Below are 24,007 nucleotides of genomic sequence, written 5' to 3'. Positions count from 1 at the left end.
GACGACCCCGGTCCGGCCCGCCCGGCGCTCCGCTCGACTGCGGTAGCACACTGGAGGGGTGCGATACGCGCTGCTACGCCGAGGCGGTGCCGGTGGGGCGGGCCCGCAGCTCGGTGACGTAGTCGTCCGGGGCGCCCGCCTTCTCGGCGGCGTTCGCGATCTCCGACAGATACCACGAGGTCGGCAGGCCACCCTCGTACCCGTTGAAGACGTAGATCCAGGCGGTCACGTCGCCGTCGAGGGTGGAGACCCGGACGTGCAGCTTGCGGTACGTGCCGGCGGTCACCCCCTCGATTTCGTCGAGCTGGCCGGCGTCGTACGGGTGGATGTCGTAGAGCGCCACGAAGACCCGGTCACCGGGGGACTCGACAAGGGTGCTCACCGCACCCTCCCAGCCGATCACGTCCGCCCCGGCGAAGGTCAGCCGCCAGCCCTCCAGCCAGCCGGTGCCCACCATCGGCGAATGCGGACAGTAGGCGCGCATCCGGGCAGGGTCGAGATTTGAGCCGTAGGCGGCGTGATGACGCACGGCGATGACGATAGCCCGGCCGACGGGTGGGGGAGAATACGACAGTGCGTGTCGAATGCGCTCGGGAGAAGAAAGTCACTGTGAGCATCAACGAAGGGCGAACGCTGTGAGCCGGATCGTGATCATCGGCGGGGGGCCGGCCGGGTACGAGGCGGCACTGGTCGCCGCCCAGCTGGACGCCGATGTCACAGTGGTGGAGGCCGACGGCGCGGGCGGTGCCTGCGTGCTTTCCGACTGCGTACCATCGAAGACCTTCATCGCCAGCTCGCAGGTGGTCACCGGTTACCGGGACACCGAGGAGTTCGGGGTGCACTCGGACGGCCTGGAGGCGGTCACCGTCGACGCGAGGGCGGTGCACGGGCGGGTCAAGCGGCTGGCCCTGGCGCAGTCCGCTGACATCCACGCCAAACTGCTGAAGGCGGGAGTCACCTTCGTGGCCGGCACCGCCCGGCTCGGCGAGGACTCCCTCGGGCACACCCACCGGGTCGTCGTCACCCCCGCCGACGGCGGCGAGGAGTACTCGATCGACGCGTCCACCGTGCTGGTGGCCACCGGCTCGACGCCCCGCCAACTGCCCACCGCCGTACCGGACGGTGAGCGCATCCTGACCTGGCGACAGGTGTACGACCTGCCGGAGCTGCCCGAGCACCTGATCGTGGTCGGGTCCGGCGTGACCGGCGCGGAGTTCGCCAGCGCGTACCTGGCGATGGGGGTCGAGGTGACACTGGTCTCCAGCCGGGACCGGGTGATGCCGCACGAGGACGCCGACGCCGCCTCCGCCATCGAGCGGGTGTTCCGCAACCGGGGCATGGAGATCCTCAACAACTCCCGGGCCGACGCGGTCCGGCGTACCGCCGACGGCGTCGAGGTGGAGCTCTCCGACGGCCGCAAGGTGACCGGCTCGCACGCGCTGATCACCGTCGGCTCGATCCCGAACACCGCCAACCTGGGTCTGACCGAGTACGGGGTGGAGCTGGGCCGGGGCGGCTACCTGACTGTCGACCGGGCCTCCCGGACCAACGTGCCCGGCATCTACGCCGCCGGCGACTGCACGGGTGTGCTGCTGCTGGCCAGCGTCGCCGCCATGCAGGGCCGGATCGCCATGTGGCACGCGCTCGGCGAGGCGGTCCGACCGCTGCGGCTGCGTACGGTCGCGGCGAACGTCTTCACCGACCCGGAGCTGGCCACCGTTGGTGTCTCGCAGGACGAGGTCGACGCGGGCAAGGTGCCGGCCCGGCAGGTGATGCTGCCGCTGTCCGGCAACGCGCGGGCCAAGATGGACGATCTCTCCGACGGTTTCGTGAAGTTGTTCTGCCGTCCCGCCAGCGGTCAGGTGATCGGCGGTGTGGTGGTCGCTCCGAAGGCCAGCGAGCTGATCCTGCCCATCACCATGGCGGTGGAGAACAACCTCACTGTCAACGAGCTGGCCCAGACCATCACCATCTACCCCTCGCTGTCCGGCTCGATCACCGAGGCGGCCCGCCAGCTCATGCTGCACGAGCTGGAGTGACCTGCCGGGCCTGGAGCAGCGCCACGGTGGCCAGGACGGCCACCTCGGTGAGGATCAGGAGGCGTTCGGCCAGTCCGATGAGCATCCGGTCGCCGGGGTAGGCGGACCAGATCATCGCCGCAGCCAGGGCCAGGCTCAGCAGGACCAGGGCGCGTAGGGTCCGGGCGGCTGGCGTCAGGTCAGGTCGGCGGGCGAGCAGCCAACCGGCCGCCGGCAACGCCAGGAAGGCGATCACCGACGCGTACCGGTGCAGGTACGCGGCGGTGGTCATGGCGGTGCCCGGCTCGTTCGTCGGCACCACGGCGGCCAGCAGCAGCCCACCCACCCATGCGCCGAGCAGCAGCTCGGCCGTACGACCGGCGCGCGGTTGGCGTGGGCTGGCGCGGCGCAGTCCGTACAGCAGCGCCACTGTGGCGAGCGCGAGCACCACCATGGCGATGTCGATGACGCCGCCGCGGTCGGAGACCGCGAAGTCGCTGATGGTCAACGCCCACGGGTTGAGGTCGTCGTTGACTTCGAGGTGGCCGATCACGGTGAGCAGCGCAGCCAGGGCGATCCCGCCCAGGGCCAGCAGGCCGGTACTCCGGGTAACAGGCATGCCTCAGCCTGTCGCCGCGGATACCCCAGCCGAATCCGGGACAGCCACCGAAATCGTTCCCCGGGACCACCCCTAGAGGCCTTTCGGGATGCGGCCGTCACGTGCTTCCGCGCATCCGTGAACGTCCGATGGTCGCGAAGACCTTCGCCAGGTCAGGCGACGTTCAGCTGGATGTTCCCAATGCGGGCGACGACGTCGAGATGACCACCCAGGCCGGTGACGTAGGCGCGGAGTGATTCCAGGCTGGTGTGCTCGCCGTTCTCGATCTGGCTGATCCTCGCCTGCGTCAGCCCCGCCGCCTCGGCCAGTTGTACCTGAGTCATACCCAGGTGCTTGCGGATCTCTGCCAGCTGCGCCCCACTGACCGCTGCCAGCATCTGCTCACGGTGCTGAGCGCGTCGGGAGACCCGGTCCGGATCTGCCCAGGAAGGGTCGAGCGCGCGGGCCTTCGCCTTGACGTCCTGCCAGTCAGCTCCATCGGTCATCTCTGTGCTTCCCTCAGCCTGGAGAGGTGCTCCTGAAACCGGTCGTCCGCCAACGGGACCGCCGTCTTGTACCAAGTCTGCCACTGGCCCGACTTGTCGCCAGCAACCAGAAAAACAGCTTCTCGAACTGATCAAAAGCGAAGATCATCCGGACCTCGGTGGAGCCGGTCGACCCAGGCCGCAACTCCTTCATGTGGTGGAAGATGCTGCCCTTGAGACGGTCAACCAGGGGACGCCCGAGCGCCGGCCCGTGTTCGGCGAGGAGATCGATGGCCTCGCTCATGAGGTCGGCGCTGGCGGGATCCGTCTTGCAGAGGTTGAGGAACCACTCCTCGACCTCAGGATGAAGTTTGACGTCCCACATGCTGCCAATATAAGTAAAGCTTATACTCGCAGATGTAACGACACTCAGTCGACGGGGACCTCGACCGCGGCGACCGCGGCGGCGGCGCGGGCGTGGCGGGCGCTGACCACTGTCATCGCCCATCCGGCCGCGGCGAAGCCGGCTGCCGCGGCGGTGGCGATGATGGCCAGCCGCCAGGCCGACTCGGTCAGTGCGGTGCCGCCCAGGTGCCCGACCAGCGCGCCGTAGGTGGCCCAGCCCAGCGCGGCGACCGCCTCGTAGAGCACGAACAGGCGGTACGGGTAGCGGCTGCGCCCGGCCGAGAAGCAGGCCGCCATCCGACCGCCGGGCACGAACCGGCAGAGCAGGATGACCAGCGGCCCAGGCTGTCGCAGCCCCTGGGTGACGCGGCTGGCCACCCGGCGGGCACGGCTCAACTCGGCGTGCCGGGGTGGCCGCCGGTCCGGCGCGCTACGCCCAAGCAGGTAGCAGGCCAGGTCGCCGGCGAATACGCCGAGCGCGCCGACGGCGATGGTGACCGGCAGGCTGAGCCCGCCGTAGACGGTGAGCGCACCACTGGTGATCATGACGATCTGGGTGGGGATCACCGGCACGAAGGCGTCCGCGATCAGCAGCGCGAGCAGCACCAGGTACGCCCACGTCGGCGATGCGACGTCAGTCAGAAGTTCGGGCACGCCTGCCACCTCGCCGAATGCGGCCAATTGGGTGTCTTGAGCCTGACGTCGTGTCCGGCGTCACGGTGGACGGCCCCGGCCCGTCGTGACCGTCGACACGACTGGGCCACCCAGCTACAACGAGGCCGGTCGCTGCCGGGTGACGGGTCCGGAGGCCGTTGCACCCGTTCGAGGCGGGCGGCAGAACGGCGTTCGTCGGCGTACCGTTGTCGGCGCGGCCATGCCCGTCGGGTCCCCCGTTCCTGACGATTCGGCCGCCAGGGCCGCCGGCGGGTCCCGCGCCGGCGGCCCACCCCTCCGCCGTAAATCCGGGTGCATCCTTGATGGTCGCGCGAGTACGGTCGCCGTATGCGCAGCGCGGTAGTGATGACCACGACGCCGGGTGTCCCCGGCGCGCCGCTCTGACGTAACAACAGTCGACCAGGCCCCGGGGCGATCCGCCCCCGTGGGCAGTGCGCCGAACGGAGCTCAGGTCGCCTCCGGGTCGTACCCGATCCAGGAGCCCGACATGATCGACCACCGTAGGCTCGGCCGCGAGCTGGACCTCTTCGTCTCCGACCCGCTGGCCGGCGCCGGCCTGCCGATCTGGCTGCCGGCCGGCGCCGCCGCCCGGCACGCCGTCGAGGAGTACGTCCGGGAGTTGGAGCGCCGCTCCGGCCACCAGCACGTCTACTCGCCGCCGCTGGGCAAGCGGGAACTCTTCGAACTCTCCGGCCATCTCGGCTACTTCGCCGACGACATGTTCCCGCCGATGCGGCTGAGCGCCGACGACGAGTTCGTGCTCCGGCCGGCCCTCTGCCCGCACCACGCGTTGGTCTTCCGGGCGCGGGGCCGCTCCTATCGGGAGTTGCCGTTGCGGATCGCGGAGCTGGGCGGGATGTACCGCTCGGAGCGCTCCGGTGTGCTCGGCGGGCTGTCCCGGGTACGCGCCATCTCGCTCAACGACGCGCACACCTTCTGCGCGCCCGAGCAGGTCGGCGCGGAGGTCGTCGAGATCCTCCGACTGATCCGCGAAGCGCACGCCGCGCTCGGTGTCCGGCCGGCCGGGTTCCGGCTGTCGCTGCGCGGGCCGGGCGAGAAGTACGTCGGCGACGACGCCCAGTGGGCCCGCGCCGAGGCGTTGCTCCGGGAGGCGCTGGCCGGGGTGGAGTACGTCGAGGCACCGGGGGAGGCCGCCTTCTACGGTCCGAAGATCGACATTCAGATCGTCGACGCCGCCGGCCGGGAGTCGACCATCTCCACCATCCAACTGGACTTCGACAAGCCGGAACGGTTCGACCTGTCGTACACCGACTCGGACGGCAGCCGGCGTCGGCCGATCATGGTGCACCGCAGCCTGGTCGGCAGCATGGAGCGGCTGTTCGCGTACCTCATCGAGGTGCACGAGGGGGCGTTCCCGGCCTGGTACGCGCCCGTCCAGTTGGTGCTGCTGCCGGTCGACGACGGTCAGGCCGACGCGGCGGCCGACCTGGCCCGACGGGCGGGCGACGCCGGCCTGCGGGTGGAGGTCGACGCCGCCGGCTCGCTGGGCGCCCGGGTCCGGGACGCGGCCCGCCGCCGCGTCCCGTACCTCGGGGTGGTGGGTGCCCGGGAGGTGGCCGACGGGCACCTCGCGCTGCGCCTGCGCGGCGGCCGTGCCCTGGCGCCGATGCCCGCCGACGCGGCTCTCGCCCTGATCGGCGGGCAGGTCGCCGCCCGCGCGGCAGACCTGCTGCCGTCGGACTGACCCGCCCACCGATCGTCTCGCGCGCACGGCCGCCCGACCTCAGACCGACGCCGGTTGGGCGGCCGGTTCCTCGTCGACCACCGCGCCGGTGAACTGTGAGCGGTAGAGCCGGTGGTACGCGCCCTGGGCGGCGAGCAACTGCTCGTGGGTGCCCTGCTCGACGATCCGGCCGTCCTCCATCATCAGGATCAGGTCGGCGTCGCGGATGGTGGAGAGCCGGTGCGCGATCACGAAGCTGGTCCGGTCCGAGCGCAGCGCGGCCATCGCTCGTTGCAGCAGCACCTCGGTGCGGGTGTCCACCGAGCTGGTGGCCTCGTCGAGGATCAGCAGTGACGGCTCGGCGAGGAACGCCCGCGCGATGGTGATGAGCTGCTTCTCGCCGGCGCTGACGTTGCTGCCCTCCTCGTCGATGACAGTGTCGTAACCGTCGGGCAGGCTGCGCACGAACCGGTCCACGAAGGTGGCCCGGGCGGCGGCGAGGATCTCCTCCTCGGTGGCGTCCGGCCGCCCGTAGGCGATGTTGTCCCGGATGGTGCCGCCGAACAGCCAGGTGTCCTGGAGCACCATGCCGATCCGGCCGCGCAGGTCGTCGCGGCGCATCGTCGTGATGTCCACCCCGTCGAGGGTGATCCGGCCGGCGTCCAGTTCGTAGAACCGCATCACCAGGTTGACCAGGGTGGTCTTGCCGGCGCCGGTCGGGCCGACGATGGCCACCGTGTGTCCGGGCTCGGCGACCAGCGACAGGTCGTCGATCAGCGGCTTGTCCGGCTCGTAGCGGAACGAGACGTGCTCGAACTCGACCCGACCGTGCGGGTCCGTGACCCGGGCCGGCGCGACCGGGTCGGGGGTCTGCTCGTCGGCGTCGAGCACCGCGAAGACCCGCTCGGCCGAGGCCACCCCGGACTGCAGCAGGTTGGCCATCGAGGCGAGTTGGGTGAGCGGCTGGGTGAACTGGCGGGAGTACTGGATGAACGCCTGCACGTCGCCGAGGCTCATCGTGCCGGAGGCGACCCGCAGCCCGCCGACCACGGCGATCGCCACGTAGCTCAGGTTCCCGATGAACATCATCGACGGCATGATGATCCCGGAGATGAACTGCGCCCCGAAGCTGGCCCGGAACAACTCCTCGTTCTTCGCGTGGAACGCGGCCTCGACCTCACGCTGCCGGCCAAAGACCTTCACCAGCTCATGACCGGTGTACGCCTCCTCGATCTGGCCGTTCAACTCGCCGGTGTGCGTCCACTGGGCGATGAACTGCTTCTGCGAGCGCTTGGCGATCCGCTGGGTGACCAGCACCGACAACGGCACCGCGACCAGGGCCACCAGGGCCAGCACCGGCGAGATCCAGAACATCACGGCCAGCACGCCGACGACGGTCAGCAGTGAGGTGAGCAGCTGGCTGAGGGTCTGCTGGAGGCTGGTGGAGATGTTGTCGATGTCGTTGGTGACCCGGCTGAGCAGCTCACCGCGCGGCTGCCTGTCGAAGTAGGGCAGCGGCAGCCGGTTGAGCTTCTCCTCCACCTCGGCGCGCAGCCGCAGCACGGTGCGCTGGACCACCCCGTTGAGCAGCCAACCCTGCCACCAGGACAGCAGGCTCGCCGCCAGGTAGAGCCCGAGCGCCAGCAGCAGCACCCGCTTCAGGGCGCTGAAGTCGATGCCCACCCCGGGCACCACGTCCATCCGGGCCAGCATGTCGGCGAAGCTGTCGTTGCCGCTGGCCCGGGCCGCCGCGACGGCCTGTTCGGCTGTGGTGCCGGCCGGCAGTTGCCGGCCGATCACCCCGGTGAAGATCAGGTCGGTGGCGTGGCCGAGGATCTTCGGCCCGGCCACGCTGAACCCGACGCTCACCACTGCCAACGTGATGATCGCGGCCAGGTGCAGTCGGTGCGCGCGCAGCCGGCCGAGCAGCCGTCGGGCCGACGGCCCGAAGTTCATCGACTTCTCGGCGGGCATTCCGGCGCTCATCCATCCCGGGCCGCCGCCCTGACGGCCGGGCGGCAGCCGCTTCGGCGTCGCCGCGCCACCGCGGGTCTCCGCCGCGGGTCCCCCGCCGGGTCGCCGCGCGGTCTCATCGGGCGTCCGTCCGTCGCCGGCCGGCTTCTGACTGGGTACGGCCGCGGCGCGCGACTCGTCACGCTCGCTCATGCCGCCACCTCCGAGGTCTGCTGCGAGGCCACGATCTCGGCGTACGTCGGGCAGGTGTCCAACAACTCCGCATGTCGTCCCACTCCGACGACCCCTCCGTTTTCCAGGACGATGATCTGATCGGCGTCGATGATCGTGGAGACCCGCTGGGCCACGATCACCACCGCCGCCTGCGCGGTGACCGGCCGCAGGGCCGCTCGCAGCCGCGCGTCGGTGCCCAGGTCGAGCGCGGAGAACGAGTCGTCGAAGAGGTAGATCTCCGGTTGCCGGACCAGGGCCCGGGCGATGGCCAGGCGCTGCCGCTGCCCACCGGAGACGGTGGTGCCGCCCTGCGCGATCGGGGCGTCCAGCCCACCAGGCATCTGGGCCACGAAGTCGCGGGCCTGGGCGATCTCCAGCGCCGTCCACAGCTCCTCGTCGGTGGCGTCCGGGTTGCCGTAGCGCAGGTTGCTGGCGACCGTCCCGGTGAACAGGTACGGCCGTTGCGGCACCAGGCCGATGCGTCGCCACAGCTCGTCCGGCGCCAGCTCCCGCACGTCCACCCCGTCGACCAGCACCGCGCCGTCGGTGACGTCGACCAGGCGGGGGATCAGCGACAGCAGCGTCGTCTTGCCCGCGCCGGTGCTGCCGATGATCGCCGTGGTGGTGCCCGGGGTCGCCCGGAAGGAGATGTCGCGCAGCACCGGCTCCACAGCGCCCGGGTACTGGAAGCGCACCCCGCGCAGCTCCAGCTCTGCTCGGGTGGGCAGTTCGGTGACCGGCGCGGCGGCCGGGACCACCGAGGAGTCGGTGTCCAGCACCTCGACGATCCGCTCGGCGCAGACCGCCGCCCTCGGCACCATCATCAGCATGAAGGTGGCCATCATGACCGCCATCAGAATCTGCATCAGGTACTGAAGGAACGCGGTGAGCGCGCCGACCTGGATCGCGCCGGCGTCCACCCGCTGCGCGCCGAACCAGAGCACCGCCACGCTGGAGACGTTCAGCACCAGCATGACCACCGGGAAGATCAACGCCAGCAACCGGCCGGTACGCAGAGCGGTGGCGGTCAGGTCGGCGTTGGCGACGCCGAAGCGGTCCGTCTCGTACGGCTCGCGGACGAACGCACGGACCACCCGGATGCCGGTGATCTGCTCCCGCAGCACCCGGTTCACGGTGTCGATGCGGGTCTGCATCAGCCGGAAGCCCGGCACCATCCGACGGATGATCGCGCCAAGGGCGATGGCCAGCACCGGCACGCTGACCAGCATCAGCCAGGAGAGCCCGACGTCCTCGCGCAACGCCATGAACACGCCGCCGACGCTCATGATCGGTGCGGCGACGAGCATCGTGCAGCTCATCAGCACCAGCATCTGCACCTGCTGCACGTCGTTGGTGTTGCGGGTGATCAGCGACGGCGCCCCGAACCGGGCCACCTCGCGGGCGGAGAAGCGGTTGACGTGCCCGAACAGTTCGGCGCGTACGTCGCGGCCGAAGCCCATCGCGACCCGGGCCCCCAGGTAGACGGCGGCGATCGAGCAGACGATCTGGATCAGGCTGACCAGCAGCATCCAGCCGCCGGTGCGCACGATGTAGTCGGTGTCGCCCCGGGCCACACCCTGGTCGATGATGTCCGCGTTGAGGCTGGGCAGGTAGAGCGAGGCCATGGTGCCCACGAACTGGAGCAGCACGACCGCCAGCAACGGTCTCTGATAGGTGCGCAGTTGGCCGCGCAGGAGTCTGATCAGCACGCCGGGTCCTTCGTTTCGGTAGGGCGTCCGGTCATCCGCGGGTCGTCTCCGCTGCCGATGACCTCAAGCAGGAACTCCCGGATCACCTGGGCCTTCGCCGGGTCGGCATCGACCGAGGTGAGGGGCCGTCCGGAGTGCATGAGCGCGCCGAGCGCGGCCACCCGTTCCCGCCCGGCCGGGGTGATGGCGAGCCGGATGCTGCGTCGGTCGTTGTCGTCGCGCTGCCGCTCGACCAGGCCGTCGCGCTCGAGCGTGTCGACGATGCCGGTCAGGGTTGCCGGGCGGACGAACCCCTTCTCGGCGACCGCCCGGTGCGGCAACTCGCCGTGTCGGGCGAGCGTCATCAGGGTGATCATGCCGGCCTGGGTGAGACCGTGCTCCTCGGCGAGGTAGCGGTTCCACCGCTGCCCGACCAGGTGCCCGGCCACCACCAGCAGCCGGCCGAGCGGCACGTCCTGGAGGGTCACGAGTTCCACGACAGGCAGGTTAGCTCCCTGATAGTCAGGGGCCAAACGAAATAACCGCAGCGGTGGCCACGAACACGATCTGCAGAACCGTTCGCTGTGCGAGCGGGGTGACCGGGCGGCCGGCGAGGGTCAGTTCGCGGCGGGCGGCCGAGACGTTGGCCGGGAACATGGCGAGCATGAGCAGGCCGAGCCCGGCCGCCGCGGCACGGGCGGTCGCTGGCACCAGGAGGCCGACCGCGCCGATCAGCTCCAGCACGCCGGTCACGGTGACCAGCAGGTCCGGCCGGGGCAGCCGAGGCGGGACCATCGCGATCAGGTCGGCGCGGCGCTGGCCGACGAAGTGCGCGACGGCGGTGAGCGTGAACATCACGGCCAGCCCGACGCGCAGCGCGGGATGCCAGCCGTCCAGTGCGGAGATGCCGGCCAGGCCGGCGGTCCGGGCCAGTGCGGTGCCGACGATCAAGGCGATCAGGGGTGCCATCGGAATCCTCCTCTGTGAAACTTGCCAGTGACAAGATTGCGCGTCAGGCAGTCATCTTGTCAATGGCAAGATAGGATTCGCGCATGACTGGCACCCGCGCCTACCACCACGGCGATCTGCGCCGGGCCCTGCTCGCCGCGGCGCTGGAGGCCGTAGGGGAGGTCGGACCCGCCGCGCTGAGCCTGCGCGACCTGGCCCGCCGGGCCGGTGTCTCGCACGCCGCGCCCGCCCATCACTTCGGCGACAAGGCGGGCCTGCTCACCGCGATCGCCGCGCAGGGCTTCGACCTACTGGCCCAGACGTTGACCGAGGCGGACGACGACCTGTTGGAGGCCGGCGTCGCGTACGTCGACTTCGCCGTCACGCACCGGGCGTACTTCGAGGTGATGTTCCGCCCGGAGCTCTACCGGGCCGACGACGCCGAGCTGAACGCGGCGCGGGGACGGGCCGGCGCCGCGCTCCGCTCCGGGGTGGCGGCGCTGTCCAGCGGCGGCGCGCCCGCCGACACCGACCGGGACTCGCTCGCGGCCTGGTCGATCGCGCACGGCTTCGCCACCCTCTGGCTGGCCGGCGCACTGCCCGACCGGGTGGGCGACGACCCCCGCGAGGCAGCCCGCGCAGTCCTCCGCCGACTCTCGACCTAACCCGCCCGCCCCGGCCTTCCCCGGCCCCCCACCCTTCCCCGGTTGATCATGAAGTTATTGCCAGGACACGCCGATGCGGGAGGCAATAACTTCATGATCAACGAGGGTGGGCGGTGCGGTGGGGTTACCAGCTGGTGGGGAGAGGCATTCCCTCAGTGAAGCCGGCGGCGCTCTGCACGCCGACGATGGCCCGCTCGTGGAACTGGGTCAGGTCCCGTGCGCCGGCGTAGGTGAAGGCGCTGCGTACGCCCGCGATGATCTCGTCGATCAGGTCCTCGACACCGGGGCGGGCCGGGTCCAGGTGCATCCGGGCCGAGGAGATGCCCTCCTCGAACACCGCCTTGCGGGCCCGGTCGTACGGGCTGTCGTCGGCGGTTCGGGCGCTGACCGCCCGAGCCGAGGCCATTCCGAAGCTCTCCTTGTACCGCCGGCCGTCCGCGTCGGTGTAGAGGTCACCGGGGGACTCGTAGGTGCCGGCGAACCAGGAGCCGATCATCACGTTCGACGCGCCAGCGGCGAGCGCGAGCGCCACGTCCCGGGGGTGCCGCACCCCGCCGTCGGCCCACACGTGCCGGCCCAGTTGGCGGGCGGCGGCCGCGCAGTCGAGCACTGCGGAGAACTGCGGTCGACCCACGCCGGTCATCATCCGGGTGGTGCACATCGCCCCCGGGCCGACGCCGACCTTGATGATGTCCGCCCCCGCCTCCACCAGGTCGCGTACGCCCTCGGCGGTGACCACGTTGCCGGCCGCCACCGGCACCCCCGGGTCCAGTTTCCGGACCGCCTGAAGTGCGGAGAGCATCCGTGCCTGGTGGCCGTGCGCGGTGTCCACTACCAACGTGTCCACCCCCGCCTCCAGCAGCGCCGCGGCCTTGCCGGTCACGTCCCCGTTGATCCCGACGGCCGCCGCGATCCGCAGCCGACCCCTGTCGTCCACTGCCGGCGTGTAGAGGGTGGCGCGCAGCGCGCCCTGCCGGGTCAGCACCCCGACCAGCCGACCCTCGGCGTCCACCACCGGGGCGAGTCGGCGACGGCCCGCCGAGAGCAGATCGAAGCCGGTACGAGGATCCGCGTCCGCCGGGACGGTGTGCAGCTCGGTGGACATCACGTGACGCAGTTGCGCGAAGCGGTCCACGCCCGTGGTGTCCGCCTCGGTGACCACACCCATCGGCCGGCCGGCGTCGTCGACCACTATCACCGCACCGTGCGAGCGCTTGGGCAGCAGGTGGATGGCATCGCCAACGGTCTCGGTCGGGCCGAGCGTGATGGGCGTGTCGTAGACCAGGTGGCGCTGCTTGACCCAGGCGACGACGTTCGCCACCACCTCGATCGGAATGTCCTGCGGGATCACCGTGATGGCACCCCGGCGGGCGACCGTCTCCGCCATCCGCCGGCCGGCGACAGCGGTCATGTTCGACACCACCAACGGAATGGTGGTGCCGGTGCCGTCGCCGGTGGAGAGGTCGACGTCGAGCCGGGAGCCCAGATCGGAGCGGGCCGGCGCCATGAAGACGTCGGTATAGGTCAGGTCGTGCGCGGGAGCCGCGCCGTGAAGGAACCGCACCCGGCAATCATTCCCGCTCGCGGTCCGTTCCACCGCCGGTGGTCGCGGAAAACACTCGCATCGTCGTTGGTAGTGGTGCCGGCGGCCTCGTCGGTGCTCGCCGGATGAGCCGGGCAGCCCGGCGGAAGTGCCACGCCGAGCCCGGCCGGGTACGAATCGGTCAGCCCAGCAGGAGTGCCACGGCGAGCCCGGCCATCACGACGGCGATGACCGCGTCCAGCACCCGCCAGGCGACGGCGCGGGCGAGCAGCGGCGCGAGGCGCTGCGCCCCGACGCCGAGCGCGGTGAACCAGACCACGCTGGCCAGTGCGGCGCCGGCACCGAAGACCCACCGGTGCGGGTGTTGTTGGGCCACGCTGCCCAGGAGCAGCACGGTGTCCAGGTAGACGTGCGGGTTCAGGTAGGTGAAGGCGACGCAGGCGAGCAGGGTCGCCCCCAACGTGGCCGGCGGCCGATCGGTGGGCAGTAGGGCGCCGGGACGCAGAGCGCGGCGGGCGGCGAGCACCGCGTAGCAGAGCAGGAAGGCCGCACCGCCCCAGCGGATCGCCATCAGCAGGCCAGGTCGGCCGGTCACCAGCGAACCGACCCCGGCCACTCCCGCCATGATCAGCAACGCGTCCGACGCGGCGCAAGTCAGCACCACGGGCACGACGTGCTCGCGTCGCAGGCCCTGGCGCAGGACGAAGGCGTTCTGGGCGCCGATGGCGACGATGAGCGCGATGGAGACCGAGAAGCCGGCGACGGCGGAGGTGAGCACGATGTCGACGCTAGGACCGTCGGCAGCCACCAGTCCAACTAAAGATTCTGAAGCAACTTAAGCTCAGCTAATGGAAGGTCTCGACTCGGCGCAGCTACGGACACTCGCGGCGGTGGTGGCGGAGGGCAGCTTCGACGCGGCGGCCCGGCTGCTGCACGTCACGCCGTCGGCGGTGAGCCAACGGATCAAGGCGCTGGAGGAGACCGTCGGTCAGGTGCTGGTCCGCCGCGCCCGTCCGTGCGTGGCAACCGACGCCGGCCGCCCGCTGCTGCGCCTGGCCGGTCAGCTCGCGCTGCTCGAACGGGAGGCGCTGACCGATGCCCGCGGCCCGCTGGCCGGCGGCGGCCGGATCCGGGTCGCCGTGGTGGTCAACGCGGACTCGCTGGCCACCTGGTTTCCCGCCGCGCTGGCCCGGTTGCCGCAGCGGGCCGGGCTCTCGTTCGACCTGCGGCAGGACGATCAGGACCACACCACCGAGTTGCTCCGCGACGGTTCGATGACGGCGGCGGTCACCGCTCAGCGGGAGGCCGTGCAGGGCTGCCGGGTGCTGCGGCTCGGGGCCATGCGCTACCGCGCGTTGGCCGCCCCGGAATTCGCGGCGTCCCACTTCGCCGAAGGATTCACCGCGTCCGCGCTGGCGAGCACCCCGCTGGCGGTCTTCGACCGGAAGGACCGGGTGCAACACCGGTTCATCCGGGCGGTGGTCGGTCGGCCGCTCGACCCGCCCGTGCACTACGTACCGTCGGTGCCGGCGTTCAGTGCGGCGATCCGGCTCGGGTTGGGCTGGGGCCTGGTGCCGGAACAGATCGCCGAGGCCGACCTGGCCGCCGGTCACTGTGTCGACCTCGCACCGGGTCGACACCTGGACGTCCCGCTGTACTGGCAGCACTGGCGGCTGGAGTCGGACGTGCTGAACGCCCTGACCGTGGCCGTGCGCGCGGTCGCCGCCGAAACCCTGCGCTGACCGCCCGCCGGGCGGCTCAGGCGATGGTGCGGGGTCGGGCCGCTCAGGCGATGGTGCAGATGGGGGCACCGGCGGTGATCACGGCGCCGACCTCGGCGCTGAGACCGCTGACCGTACCCGCCTTGTGGGCGTGCAGCGGCTGCTCCATCTTCATCGCCTCCAGCACCACGACCAGGTCACCCTCGGCCACTGTGTCGCCGTCCGCCACCGCGATCTTGACGATGGTGCCCTGCATCGGCGAGGTGAGCGCGTCGCCGCCGACCGGGGCGCCGGCCTTGGTGCCGCCGCCGCGCCGGGTCGGCTTGCGGGCGGCGGGTGGCGCGGTGGTCGTACTCCCGCCGAAGCCGGCGGGGAGGCTGACCTCGAGGCGCTTGCCACCCACCTCGACCACGACGGTGTCGCGTTCGGCCGGCGCCTCGGCGGTGCCGGCGGCGGCGGTGAACGGCGGCACGGTGTTGTGGAACTCGGTCTCGATCCACCGGGTGTGCACTGTGAACGGCTCGGCGGTGAACGCCTCGTCCCGCACGACGAGCCGGTGGAACGGCAGCGCGGTGGCCATGCCGTCCAGGACCATCTCGTCCAGCGCGCGGCGGGCGCGCTCCAGCGCCTCGGTCCGCGTCTCACCCGTGATGATCACCTTGGCGAGCAGTGAGTCGAAGTTGCCGCCGATCACGTCGCCGGCCGAGATGCCGGTGTCGACCCGCACGCCCGGCCCGCTGGGCAGGCGAAGCGCTGTGACAGTGCCGGGGGCGGGCAGGAAGTTGCGGCCCGGGTCCTCGCCGTTGATCCGGAACTCGATCGCGTGCCCCCGCGGCGTCGGGTCCTCGGTGATCCGCAGCTTCTCGCCGTCGGCGATCCGGAACTGCTCGCGGACCAGGTCGATGCCGGCGGTCTCCTCGGTGACCGGGTGCTCGACCTGGAGTCGGGTGTTGACCTCCAGGAAGGAGATGGTGCCGTCGACGCCCACCAGGTATTCCACGGTGCCGGCGCCGTGGTAGCCGGCTTCGCGGCAGATCGCCTTGGCGCTCTCGTGGATCTGCGCGCGCTGGGCGTCGGTGAGGAACGGCGCGGGCGCCTCCTCGACGAGCTTCTGGTGACGTCGCTGCAACGAGCAGTCCCGGGTGCCCACCACGATCACGTTGCCGTGCTGGTCGGCGAGGACCTGCGCCTCGACGTGCCGGGGCTGGTCGAGGTACCGCTCGACGAAGCACTCGCCCCGACCGAACGCCGCGACCGCCTCCCGGGTGGCCGACTCGAACAGCTGGGGGATCTCCTCCATCGTGCGGGCGACCTTGAGGCCGCGCCCCCCGCCACCGAAGGCGGCCTTGATGGCGACCGGCAGGCCGTGGTCGACGGCGAAGGCCATCACCTCGTCCGGGCTGGCCACCGGGTCCGGGGTGCCGGGGACCAGCGGTGCGCCGGCCCGCTGGGCGATGTGCCGGGCGGTGACCTTGTCGCCCAGGTCGCGGATCGCCTGCGGGGTGGGGCCGATCCAGGTCAGCCCGGCGTCGATGACGGCCTGGGCGAAGTCGGCGTTCTCACTGAGGAAGCCGTAACCCGGGTGTACGGCGTCGGCGCCGGCCCGAGCGGCGACGTCGAGCAACTTGTCGATGCGCAGATAGGTCTCGGTCGCGCTGTCCCCGCCGAGCGCGTACGCCTCGTCCGCGAGGGTGGCGTGCAGGGCGTCGCGGTCGGAGTCCGCGTACACGGCGACGCTGCCCAGGCCGGCGTCGCGGCACGCGCGGATCACCCGGACGGCGATCTCGCCGCGGTTGGCGATGAGTACCTTGCGCACCTTCGTGGCTCCTCCCGGGCAGGTTACTGACGGGGAGTGTATCGGCCGCCCACCGGCGGCCCTAACGATCGCTCAGTGTGGGATGCCGCACTGCACCCGCCACGGTTTAGTCAAACTTGGCTATTACGCTTATCGGGTGTCTTCGACTCGGATGATGATTCTCGGTCTGGTGCGGTGGATGCAGCCAGTGCACGGCTACGACGTGCGCCGTGAGCTGCTGAGCTGGAGCGCCGACAAGTGGGCGAACGTACAGCCCGGATCGATCTATCACGCCCTGCGCAAGCTCACCGAGGAAGGGCTGCTCCGCGCCGTCGCGACCGAGCAGGTGGGGGCCCGTCCGGCGCGGACCACGTACGAGGTGACTGTCAAGGGGGAGGACGAGTTCGAGACGCTGCTGCGCAACTCCTGGTGGACCATCAGCGAGCCCGCCGACCCGTTCGTGGCGGCCTTCTCCTTCCTGCCGGCGATGCCGCGCGCCGAGGCGGCCGCCGCCCTGCGTAACCGGGCCAACCTGCTGCGCGCCGGCGTCGAGTCCATGCGCGCCTCGCTGGAGTCGGACTGGGTGCGCAATCGCAAGCCGGCGCACGTGGGCTGGATGTTCGAGCTGTGGTCGGCGCGAGCGGAGGCGGAGATGACCTGGTGCGAGCGGATTGCCGAGCGGATCGATTCCGGTGTGTCGTACCTGCCTGCTGAGCTGGATGAAGCGCAGGGTTGGTCGGGGTGGAGGGACGGTGTGGAGCCGTCCGACACCGACGCGGAATAATCAACGTTGACTAAAAAAGCTATATCGCGTTAGCCTGCTGGCGGCACAGCGGGGGAGTGCGCCGTCCGGCGTCCGCCCACTCGACGGCCGGCCCGACCGGCCCGAACGACCAGGAGCAGAAATGATCGAGACCAGGGGGCTGCGGAAGTCGTTCCGCTCCCGCGCGGGTCGAGAGACGAAGACGGTGGACGCCGTGCGGGGCGTCGACCTTGACGTTGCCAAGGGCGAGATCTTCGGCTTCCTTGGCCCGAACGGCGCCGGCAAGACCACCACGCTGCGGATGCTCGCCACGCTGATCGAGCCGGACGGCGGCGAGGCCACCATCGCGGGCGCCGACCTGCGCAAGGACCCGGCCGAGGTGCGCCGCCGCATCGGATACGTCCCGCAGGGCGGCAGCACCTGGGACGAGTCCACCGCCCGCGAGGAGCTGGTGCTGCACGCCCGGATGTACGGCATCAGCAAGGCCGACGCGCAACGGCGCGCCGCCCGCGCCCTGGACGCCTTCCAGCTCACCGAGTACGCCGACCGCAAGTGCAAGACCTACTCCGGCGGCCAGCGTCGCCGGGTGGAGATCGCCCTCGGCATCATCCACGAGCCGAAGATCGTCTTCCTGGACGAGCCGACCACCGGCCTCGACCCGCAGAGCCGCGCCCACATGTGGGACGAGATCCGGCGGCTGCGCGCCGACGGGATGACCGTCTTCATCACCACGCACTACCTGGACGAGGCCGACGCGCTCTGCGACCGGATCGCGATCATGGACAACGGCGAGGTCGTTGCCGAGGGCACGCCAACCGAGCTCAAGCGGGAGATCTCCGGCGACGTGGTGCTGGTCGGTCTCGACCTGGCCGCCACCCCACAGGCCGCCCAGACGCTCGACGGCGAGCCGTACGTCAACAAGCTGGAGACGGTCGACGAGGGTGGTCTGCGCCTCTACGTCGACGAGGGCGCCACCGCCATCCCGCAGGTGCTGCGCCGACTCGACCACGCCGGGCTGGAGCTGCGCTCGATCGAGCTGCACCGACCCAGCCTGGACGACGTCTTCCTCACCAAGACCGGCCGCTCGCTGCGCGAGTCCTGACCACCGGAGACGACTCTCATGAAATTCGCCCGTGACACGTGGCTGATCTTCCAACGCCAGATTCAACTCCTGCTACGCAACCCGGTCTGGGTCTTCGTCGGCGTGTTCCAGCCGGTCATGTACCTGCTGCTCTTCGCCCCGCTGCTCAAGCCCGCACTGAACGCGCCCACCCAGGCCGCCGCCTACAAGATCTTCGTACCGGGTCTGCTGGTGCTGCTGGCCATCTTCGGTGGCCTGTTCCAGGGCTTCGGCCTGATCGCCGAGCTGCGAGCCGGTGTCATCGAACGCTCCCGGGTCACCCCGATCAGTCGGCTCGCCCTGCTGCTCGGCCGATCGCTGCGCGACGTGGTCTCGCTCCTGGTGCAGGCCGTCATCATCACGCTCTTGGCGCTCATCTTCGACCTGCGGGTGTTCATCGGGGACCTGCTGCTGGCGTACCTGATGCTCGCCCTGATCGCCCTCATGACCTCGGCCGTCTCCTACGGCGTCGCCCTCAAGGTCAAGAGCGAGGACGCGCTGGCCCCGCTGATGAACACCGTGGCGCAGCCGGTGCTGCTGCTCTCCGGCATCCTGCTGCCGCTGACCTTCGCACCCGGCTGGTTGCAGGGCGTCGCCAACTGGAACCCGTTCTCCTGGGCGGTCGACGGCACCCGGGCACTGTTCGCCGGTGACCTGGGCAGCGACAAGGTCTGGCAGGGCCTCAGCATCACAGCGGTCCTCGCCGCGCTGGGCGTCTACTGGGCCGCCCGCCAGTTCGCCCGCAGCGTTCGCTGACGCTGCCTTTGAGATTTGGGGTGTCCCCTGGTGGGGACACCCCAACATCAGTGTCAGGCGGTTGCTGACGGTCAGTGGACCCGGGCGAGGGTGAGGCCGTCCGCGATCGGCAGCATCACCGGGTCCACCCGTACGTCCGCGAGAACCTCGTCGTTGAACGCGGCGATGGCCCGGTCATTGGCGTCCTGCGGGGCGATGACCCGCCCGCCCCGCAACACGTTGTCGACGGCGATCACCCCACCCGGACGCATCCGGGGCACCAGCTCCGCCCAGTAGATCGGGTAGCCGGTCTTGTCCGCGTCGATGAACGCGAAGTCCAGGTGCCGCTCGTGCGGCAACTCCCGCAGTCCGTCCGCGGCCGGGCCGATGCGCAGGTCGATCGAATCCTGCACGCCGGCCCGTGCCCAGTAGCGCCGGGCGATGCCGGTGAACTCCTCGGAGATGTCGAAGCACGTCAGTCGCCCACCCTCGGGCAACCCGCGGGCGATCGCCAGCGACGAGAGCCCGGTGAACGTGCCGACCTCGACGGCCTGCCGCACGCCGAGCAGCCGGGTGAGGAACGTCAGGAACGCGGCCTGCTCCGGAGCCACCTGCATGGTGGCGTGCTCCGGCAGCACCGACCGGGTCTCCTCGGCCAGGTCCTGGATGATCTCGTCCGGCGGGGAGCCGTGTGCGACCAGATAGGCGTGCAGCTCGTTGGTGAGCGGGATCGACTTGGTGGTCATGACCGGACGTTACCGAGCGGCTCGACCGTTTGGCCGCCCGGCGCGACAGTCGTCCACAGGTCGGTGATCCGCAGATCCAGCTCGGCGAGGAGCCGGCGCAGCAGCGGCATCGACAATCCGACCACCGTCCCCGGGTCACCCTCGATCCGCTCCACGAACGGCCCACCCAGCCCGTCGATCGTGAACGCACCGGCCACCGCCAGCGGCTCACCAGTGGCCACGTACGCGGCGATCTCGTCATCGCTGATGTCAGCGAAGTGGACAGTGGTCGATGCGACCGCCTCCGCGCGCCGGCCCGCAGTAACGTCGACCAGGCAGTGCCCGCTGTGGAGAACGCCGCTGAGCCCCCGCATCCGCAGCCACCGCCGGGTCGCGTCAGCCGCATCCGCCGGCTTGCCGAGGATCTCCCCGTCGAAGGCGAGCACCGAGTCGCAGCCGATCACCAACGTGCGCTGACCGGCGGTCGCGTTCAGCCGGGTCAACACCGCCTGCGCCTTCAGGCGAGCCAACTCCAGGCACAACTCCTCGGCCCGCTCGGTCACCACCAGGGACTCGTCCACCCCACTGACCAGCACCTCGGGCTCGACGCCGGCAGCCTGGAGCAACTTACGACGGGCAGGGCTCGCCGATGCGAGCACGAGGCGGAGCGGCAAAGTCTCAGACACCACCCCGACGTTACCGCCCAACTCCCCACCAAGACCGACACCCCGCCCAGCACGGCCCAGCGGTCGGCGGTCGGGGTGGTCGGGCGGCCGGGTGGTCGGGCGGCCCGTGCGCCCTTGATCCACTCGACTTTCAGGAAAACGCGCTATCCGGTCGCCCCGGACACCGCGATTTCCTGAAAGTCGAGTGGATCAGCGCTTCGTTGATCGATCAGCGACTGATTCTGGGCGGCGGATCATCACCATGCCGACGTCGCCGCGCTATCACGGCCCACCCGACCCCGGCGGCCACGAGCACCCCGAGAGTGGCTAGGCCGCGCGCGGTCGCGCTATCGCTCTCGTCACCCGGCTGAGCACCAGCCGTCGTGGTCGGGCCAGCACCGGCCGGAGCGCTCACCGATTCAAACCCCAGCGGCGGTACGTCTGCCGTCAGCGCCGCCACAAGATCGATCACCCCGTAGCCGTACTCGTCGTCACGCCCCGGAGGGCCCTTGTCGACGGCGGTAGCCGTGAGCCGGTGCGCGACCTCCCGGGCCGGCAGGTACGGGTACTTGGACCTGATCAACGCAGCCGCGCCCGCAACAATCGCCGTCGCGTCCGAGGTGCCGGTGCCTTTGCGGTACTTGCCGTCGATGCTCGTGCTGTAGATGTCGACGGCGGGGGCAACCACGTCAATCTCCGGCCCAGTGACGGAGACGGCGGCACGCTTCCCGTCTCGGTCAATTCCACCGACAGCGATGACCCCATCCTCGGACGCTGGATAACCAACTGCAGAATCCTGCGGGCGGTTGCCACTGGATGCCACCACGATCACACCGGCCGCGAGTGCTGCTCTTATTGATCGCCTCAATGGAATGCCGGCGCCGCCCACCGAGGAGATACTTATAACGTCAGCTCCGTTCAGGACCGCAAAATCGATTCCGGCAGCCAGGTCTTCGGCCTTGCCCTCGCCATCGACAGGCGTATCTCGAATTGGAAGTATTTGCGCATCTGGGGCTATTCCCAAAGCGCCTGAGTTTGTCCCTTGTCCATGCGCAGCGATTAAGCCAGCCATCCCAGTGCCATGGCTGTTCTGATCGTACTGCCCGCTGCCATCTCCGCCGGCGATGATGTCAGTACCTCTTAGAAGGTTTCTTCGCAGGTCGGGGTGCGGTTGCACTCCTGTGTCTGGGACTGCGACAGTTACCCCTGCTCCTCGGGTAATGCGTTGCGCGTTGGAAGTATTGAGGTAGCTAAGGTGCCACTGGTCCGATCTGATTCTGTTAATCTCGCCAGGCTCGCCACTCGGGAACTGAGAGCCTGTTCCCGCCGAAGCTTGACCTGCGGACAGTGTTGCCGAAAAAATAGCTGACAATATCTGCAGGGCTCGACGATTGCGATTCATTAGCGGTTGAAGCCGATTGCGGGGCCAGGATCAGGTGGGCTCTGCTCCTCTGGCGGGCGGACGACGGGGTCTACCCCTTGGTCGATCTCCCACGGATGATCGGGATCCCAGGCTCGCCGATCTGTGGTCTGTCCCCTTTGTGCGGGATGATTAGGCGGGTAGATAGCGCCCAGACCCGAAGCGTTAGCGCCGCCGCCCAGCCCGGGGGCGCCACCGATGGGCGGAAGTTGATGCCGTCCAGGTAAACCCCGGCTTCCGGCTGGCCGGGAACCGGCTCCACCGGTAGGTGCGGTACCAGCGCCACCGCCACCAATCACGCCGCCAATGGGATTAACTTTTCGTGTCGGACTGGACGGGGGTACGGGCTGACCTAGTCCAAGGCCTGGTGCTCCACCGATAACTCCGCTCGGCGGCATCGACCGCGTCGGCGGCTGCGGGGATGGGACCCCATTGCTATTTCCGCGAACCTGCCGATTTTCGACTCCCGACTTGCCCTCAGGGGGCAAGACTGGGACCCGAGGTATCGGGCCAGGTGGGAGCGGTGTCGGCGTTCCTATCCCCGGGGATGGGGTGCCAAATCCAGGACTTCCAGGAATCTGAGGAGGTGGCACAGTTGCGGGGCTGGTGCCGCCAAGTATCGGACCTATCACGGTGGCGATCGAGGCGGGTTGCGAGCCACCCGTCGGAATAGGTGAAGGCAAAGACGGAGCTGCGCCGACAGTTAAGGGCAAAGGTAGGATTGGCGGAATTGTGGGCGCGGAGTCATAAGCGTCTGAGTCGGACGGGTCTCGCCTCGGGCGCGGAGGCGCCACGGGTGGTTTTTGGAGGGTTGCTTGGGCTTGTTGGAGTTCGCCGCTTAGGTTGAACATCATGGATCGCGCCTGCACGTTCAGTCGTTCCAAGTCCCCATCAGCAACAGGCGGCGTGGCAGCTCGGTTGCCCATCACCGCTTTCGGGTCGGCGACCATCGACTCGTACGCCTGCTTCTGCTGGAACTTGGTCGCGTACTCCTCGTAGATCTTGCGGAGTGCGGCGCGGGTGGTGCCGATGGCCTGGGTTGCGGCGGAGAGCGCGGTGTAGTTCGCGGCGGCGGCGTCGTGGGTGCGCTGCACCTTGTCGACGAGTTCGTCGAGTTCGGCGAGGTAGGTGCGGGAGGCGGCGCTGGTTTCGGGGGGCCACGCCTCGGCGAGTCCGCGTCGGTACTGCTGGAGGCGGCCGAGGTGGATTTGCGCCAGGTCGCAGACCTTGCGCCAACCGGCGACCTGTTTCCAGTGGTTGGCGGTGTCGTGGTCCTGGAGGCAGGCCCACATGCTGTTGACGTCCATGAGGTGCCAGTCGGTGAGGCCGGAGGTGCGGCCGGTGCCCCGTTCGATCACGGCAGCACCACCGGCCCTACGGCGTCGGGGCTGGTCGGGTCGGTCAGGGTTGGCGTCGGGCCGCCGGGGAGGACGCTGGCCGGGTTGGCGAGGGCTCGTTGCACGTCGACCACTCGGGCAGCGGTGAAGGCGTCGCTGTCGGCGTAGTGGGTGGCGACCTGATCGGCGGCGGCGGCCAGGTGGCCGGTGGCGCCTCGGACGGCGTACACCATGTCGGCGGTGGCCTGCTGTGTCTCGTGGTGTGCGTGCAGGAACGTGACCAGCTCGATGAAGGCGTCGCACGGGTTGGGCAGCTTCGCGGACATGTCTTCGGCGATGTACGACAGGTGCGGCGCGTAGTTGCTCTCGACCTCGGCGGCGAGCCGTTCGGCGAACTCTCTGAGCTGGCTGATGTCGGCTTCGATGCCGCCGTAACCGCGTAGCCAGGGTGCTGGCCGGTCCTCTTCGGGGATCATGGATCCTCCCTACCCGTAACGGCACCGTTTCCCTGAGTGAGGTTAACGGCTCAACGCCACCCTGACAGCCCCCGTACCGGTAGGTCTCGGGTTAGCGGGGCAGGCCGGCGGCGCGCCACCCGCTGGAGCCGCCGGGTCGACCGCTGCGCGCCCAGGCGGATTCCGTCGCCGGCGTGGGAGCGGCGGCTGGACGGGTTCGGACGATGATCGCCCCCACCAGAGCGGCCAACTCCTCGGCGGTGGGCACGCCGCGGACGACCCGGAACAGCGGCTCTTCGGCAGACATGCCGCCAGGGTACGCGGCGCGAAGTTACCCGAAGCGCACAGTGGCGTGCCGGCGGTGTGAGCGTCGGC

At 70.0% G+C, this 24,007-nt stretch carries 24 protein-coding genes; 7 read left to right on the top strand and 17 right to left on the bottom strand.

From position 1 onward, the window contains the following. Window positions 1-73: 73 nt before the first annotated feature. Complete coding sequence (locus OG992_RS16670; protein WP_112588201.1) at window positions 74-529, bottom strand: gamma-glutamylcyclotransferase; 456 nt, start codon at window positions 527-529, stop codon at window positions 74-76. A 106-nt stretch (window positions 530-635) separates the two neighbouring features. Here OG992_RS16670 and OG992_RS16665 point away from each other — a divergent pair, with 106 nt between their 5' ends. Next, window positions 636-2,039 (top strand): NAD(P)H-quinone dehydrogenase, encoded by a 1,404-nt coding sequence (locus OG992_RS16665; RefSeq protein WP_091394456.1) that lies wholly within the window; start codon window positions 636-638, stop codon window positions 2,037-2,039. Here OG992_RS16665 and OG992_RS16660 read toward each other — a convergent pair. From OG992_RS16660 to OG992_RS16645, 4 genes are all read right to left on the bottom strand, one after another. Beyond that, complete coding sequence (locus tag OG992_RS16660; RefSeq protein WP_238684454.1) at window positions 2,017-2,637, bottom strand: DUF998 domain-containing protein; 621 nt, start codon at window positions 2,635-2,637, stop codon at window positions 2,017-2,019. The two genes, OG992_RS16665 and OG992_RS16660, sit on opposite strands and share 23 nt — an antisense overlap. Before the next feature lie 152 nt (window positions 2,638-2,789). Continuing rightward, window positions 2,790-3,122, bottom strand: coding sequence for a helix-turn-helix domain-containing protein (locus tag OG992_RS16655; RefSeq protein WP_124823083.1), 333 nt, complete (start codon window positions 3,120-3,122; stop codon window positions 2,790-2,792). Window positions 3,123-3,135: 13 nt separating this feature from the next. Beyond that, window positions 3,136-3,486, bottom strand: a complete 351-nt coding sequence (locus OG992_RS16650) for a type II toxin-antitoxin system RelE/ParE family toxin (protein ID WP_266303688.1) — start codon at window positions 3,484-3,486, stop codon at window positions 3,136-3,138. Window positions 3,487-3,530: 44 nt separating this feature from the next. Beyond that, window positions 3,531-4,160: a DedA family protein gene (locus OG992_RS16645; protein WP_238684451.1), complete on the bottom strand. Its 630-nt coding sequence runs from the start codon at window positions 4,158-4,160 to the stop codon at window positions 3,531-3,533. 508 nt (window positions 4,161-4,668) lie between these two features. On the opposite strand from OG992_RS16645, the gene thrS reads away from it, so the two are divergent. After that, entirely contained in the window at window positions 4,669-5,886 is a 1,218-nt protein-coding gene (gene thrS, locus OG992_RS16640; protein WP_266303687.1) for a threonine--tRNA ligase, read from the top strand. Window positions 5,887-5,925: 39 nt separating this feature from the next. On the opposite strand, the gene OG992_RS16635 is transcribed toward thrS, so the two are convergent. The 4 genes from OG992_RS16635 to OG992_RS16620 form a co-directional block, all read right to left on the bottom strand. Then, complete coding sequence (locus OG992_RS16635; RefSeq protein WP_266305218.1) at window positions 5,926-7,839, bottom strand: ABC transporter ATP-binding protein; 1,914 nt, start codon at window positions 7,837-7,839, stop codon at window positions 5,926-5,928. A gap of 188 nt (window positions 7,840-8,027) precedes the next feature. Further along, window positions 8,028-9,761: an ABC transporter ATP-binding protein gene (locus OG992_RS16630; protein ID WP_210784443.1), complete on the bottom strand. Its 1,734-nt coding sequence runs from the start codon at window positions 9,759-9,761 to the stop codon at window positions 8,028-8,030. Further along, a complete protein-coding gene (locus OG992_RS16625) occupies window positions 9,755-10,237 on the bottom strand; it encodes a MarR family winged helix-turn-helix transcriptional regulator (RefSeq protein WP_091394443.1) in 483 nt (160 codons plus the stop codon). The genes OG992_RS16630 and OG992_RS16625 overlap by 7 nt, the downstream gene beginning before the upstream one ends. Before the next feature lie 25 nt (window positions 10,238-10,262). Then, window positions 10,263-10,709 (bottom strand): DoxX family protein, encoded by a 447-nt coding sequence (locus OG992_RS16620; protein ID WP_266303686.1) that lies wholly within the window; start codon window positions 10,707-10,709, stop codon window positions 10,263-10,265. 83 nt (window positions 10,710-10,792) lie between these two features. Here OG992_RS16620 and OG992_RS16615 point away from each other — a divergent pair, with 83 nt between their 5' ends. Then, window positions 10,793-11,353 carry a TetR/AcrR family transcriptional regulator gene (locus OG992_RS16615; protein WP_238684447.1) on the top strand — a complete coding sequence of 187 codons (561 nt, stop codon included), beginning with the start codon at window positions 10,793-10,795 and terminating at the stop codon, window positions 11,351-11,353. Window positions 11,354-11,477: 124 nt separating this feature from the next. Here the strand turns inward: OG992_RS16615 and OG992_RS16610 are convergent, their stop codons facing one another. Together OG992_RS16610 and OG992_RS16605 are read right to left on the bottom strand one after the other, a co-directional pair. Continuing rightward, window positions 11,478-12,917 carry a GuaB1 family IMP dehydrogenase-related protein gene (locus OG992_RS16610; protein WP_238684446.1) on the bottom strand — a complete coding sequence of 480 codons (1,440 nt, stop codon included), beginning with the start codon at window positions 12,915-12,917 and terminating at the stop codon, window positions 11,478-11,480. A gap of 160 nt (window positions 12,918-13,077) precedes the next feature. Continuing rightward, on the bottom strand, window positions 13,078-13,674 hold the full coding sequence (locus OG992_RS16605; RefSeq protein ID WP_238684445.1) for a LysE/ArgO family amino acid transporter: 597 nt from the start codon (window positions 13,672-13,674) through the stop codon (window positions 13,078-13,080). Between the two features lie 70 nt (window positions 13,675-13,744). On the opposite strand from OG992_RS16605, the gene OG992_RS16600 reads away from it, so the two are divergent. After that, window positions 13,745-14,638 (top strand): LysR family transcriptional regulator ArgP, encoded by an 894-nt coding sequence (locus OG992_RS16600; protein WP_238684444.1) that lies wholly within the window; start codon window positions 13,745-13,747, stop codon window positions 14,636-14,638. 43 nt (window positions 14,639-14,681) lie between these two features. Here the strand turns inward: OG992_RS16600 and OG992_RS16595 are convergent, their stop codons facing one another. Further along, a complete protein-coding gene (locus OG992_RS16595; RefSeq protein WP_238684443.1) occupies window positions 14,682-16,433 on the bottom strand; it encodes a biotin carboxylase N-terminal domain-containing protein in 1,752 nt (583 codons plus the stop codon). A 151-nt stretch (window positions 16,434-16,584) separates the two neighbouring features. Between OG992_RS16595 and OG992_RS16590 the strand changes: the two genes are divergently transcribed. The 3 genes from OG992_RS16590 (at window position 16,585) to OG992_RS16580 (ending at window position 19,051) form a co-directional block, all read left to right on the top strand. Beyond that, on the top strand, window positions 16,585-17,196 hold the full coding sequence (locus OG992_RS16590) for a PadR family transcriptional regulator (protein WP_238684478.1): 612 nt from the start codon (window positions 16,585-16,587) through the stop codon (window positions 17,194-17,196). A 121-nt stretch (window positions 17,197-17,317) separates the two neighbouring features. Further along, window positions 17,318-18,277, top strand: a complete 960-nt coding sequence (locus OG992_RS16585) for an ATP-binding cassette domain-containing protein (protein ID WP_112601935.1) — start codon at window positions 17,318-17,320, stop codon at window positions 18,275-18,277. Window positions 18,278-18,295: 18 nt separating this feature from the next. After that, window positions 18,296-19,051 (top strand): ABC transporter permease, encoded by a 756-nt coding sequence (locus OG992_RS16580; protein WP_266303685.1) that lies wholly within the window; start codon window positions 18,296-18,298, stop codon window positions 19,049-19,051. A gap of 71 nt (window positions 19,052-19,122) precedes the next feature. Here OG992_RS16580 and OG992_RS16575 read toward each other — a convergent pair whose 3' ends face one another. From OG992_RS16575 to OG992_RS16550, 5 genes are all read right to left on the bottom strand, one after another. Next, a complete protein-coding gene (locus OG992_RS16575) occupies window positions 19,123-19,776 on the bottom strand; it encodes an O-methyltransferase (RefSeq protein WP_238684440.1) in 654 nt (217 codons plus the stop codon). Then, window positions 19,773-20,441 (bottom strand): nucleoside triphosphate pyrophosphatase, encoded by a 669-nt coding sequence (locus OG992_RS16570; RefSeq protein WP_266303684.1) that lies wholly within the window; start codon window positions 20,439-20,441, stop codon window positions 19,773-19,775. The genes OG992_RS16575 and OG992_RS16570 overlap by 4 nt, the downstream gene beginning before the upstream one ends. A gap of 208 nt (window positions 20,442-20,649) precedes the next feature. Further along, on the bottom strand, window positions 20,650-21,696 hold the full coding sequence (gene mycP, locus OG992_RS16565; RefSeq protein WP_266305217.1) for a type VII secretion-associated serine protease mycosin: 1,047 nt from the start codon (window positions 21,694-21,696) through the stop codon (window positions 20,650-20,652). Window positions 21,697-23,194: 1,498 nt separating this feature from the next. Beyond that, window positions 23,195-23,653, bottom strand: coding sequence for a hypothetical protein (locus OG992_RS16555; RefSeq protein ID WP_266303683.1), 459 nt, complete (start codon window positions 23,651-23,653; stop codon window positions 23,195-23,197). A gap of 91 nt (window positions 23,654-23,744) precedes the next feature. Then, window positions 23,745-23,939, bottom strand: coding sequence for an acyl-CoA carboxylase subunit epsilon (locus OG992_RS16550; protein ID WP_266303682.1), 195 nt, complete (start codon window positions 23,937-23,939; stop codon window positions 23,745-23,747). Between the last annotated feature and the right edge of the window lie 68 nt (window positions 23,940-24,007).

Origin of the sequence: Micromonospora sp. NBC_00362, assembly GCF_026342155.1 — a bacterium.
In the GTDB taxonomy this organism is placed as follows: Bacteria; Actinomycetota; Actinomycetes; order Mycobacteriales; family Micromonosporaceae; genus Micromonospora; species Micromonospora hortensis.
This window is presented reverse-complemented; position numbering and strand designations above follow the sequence as displayed.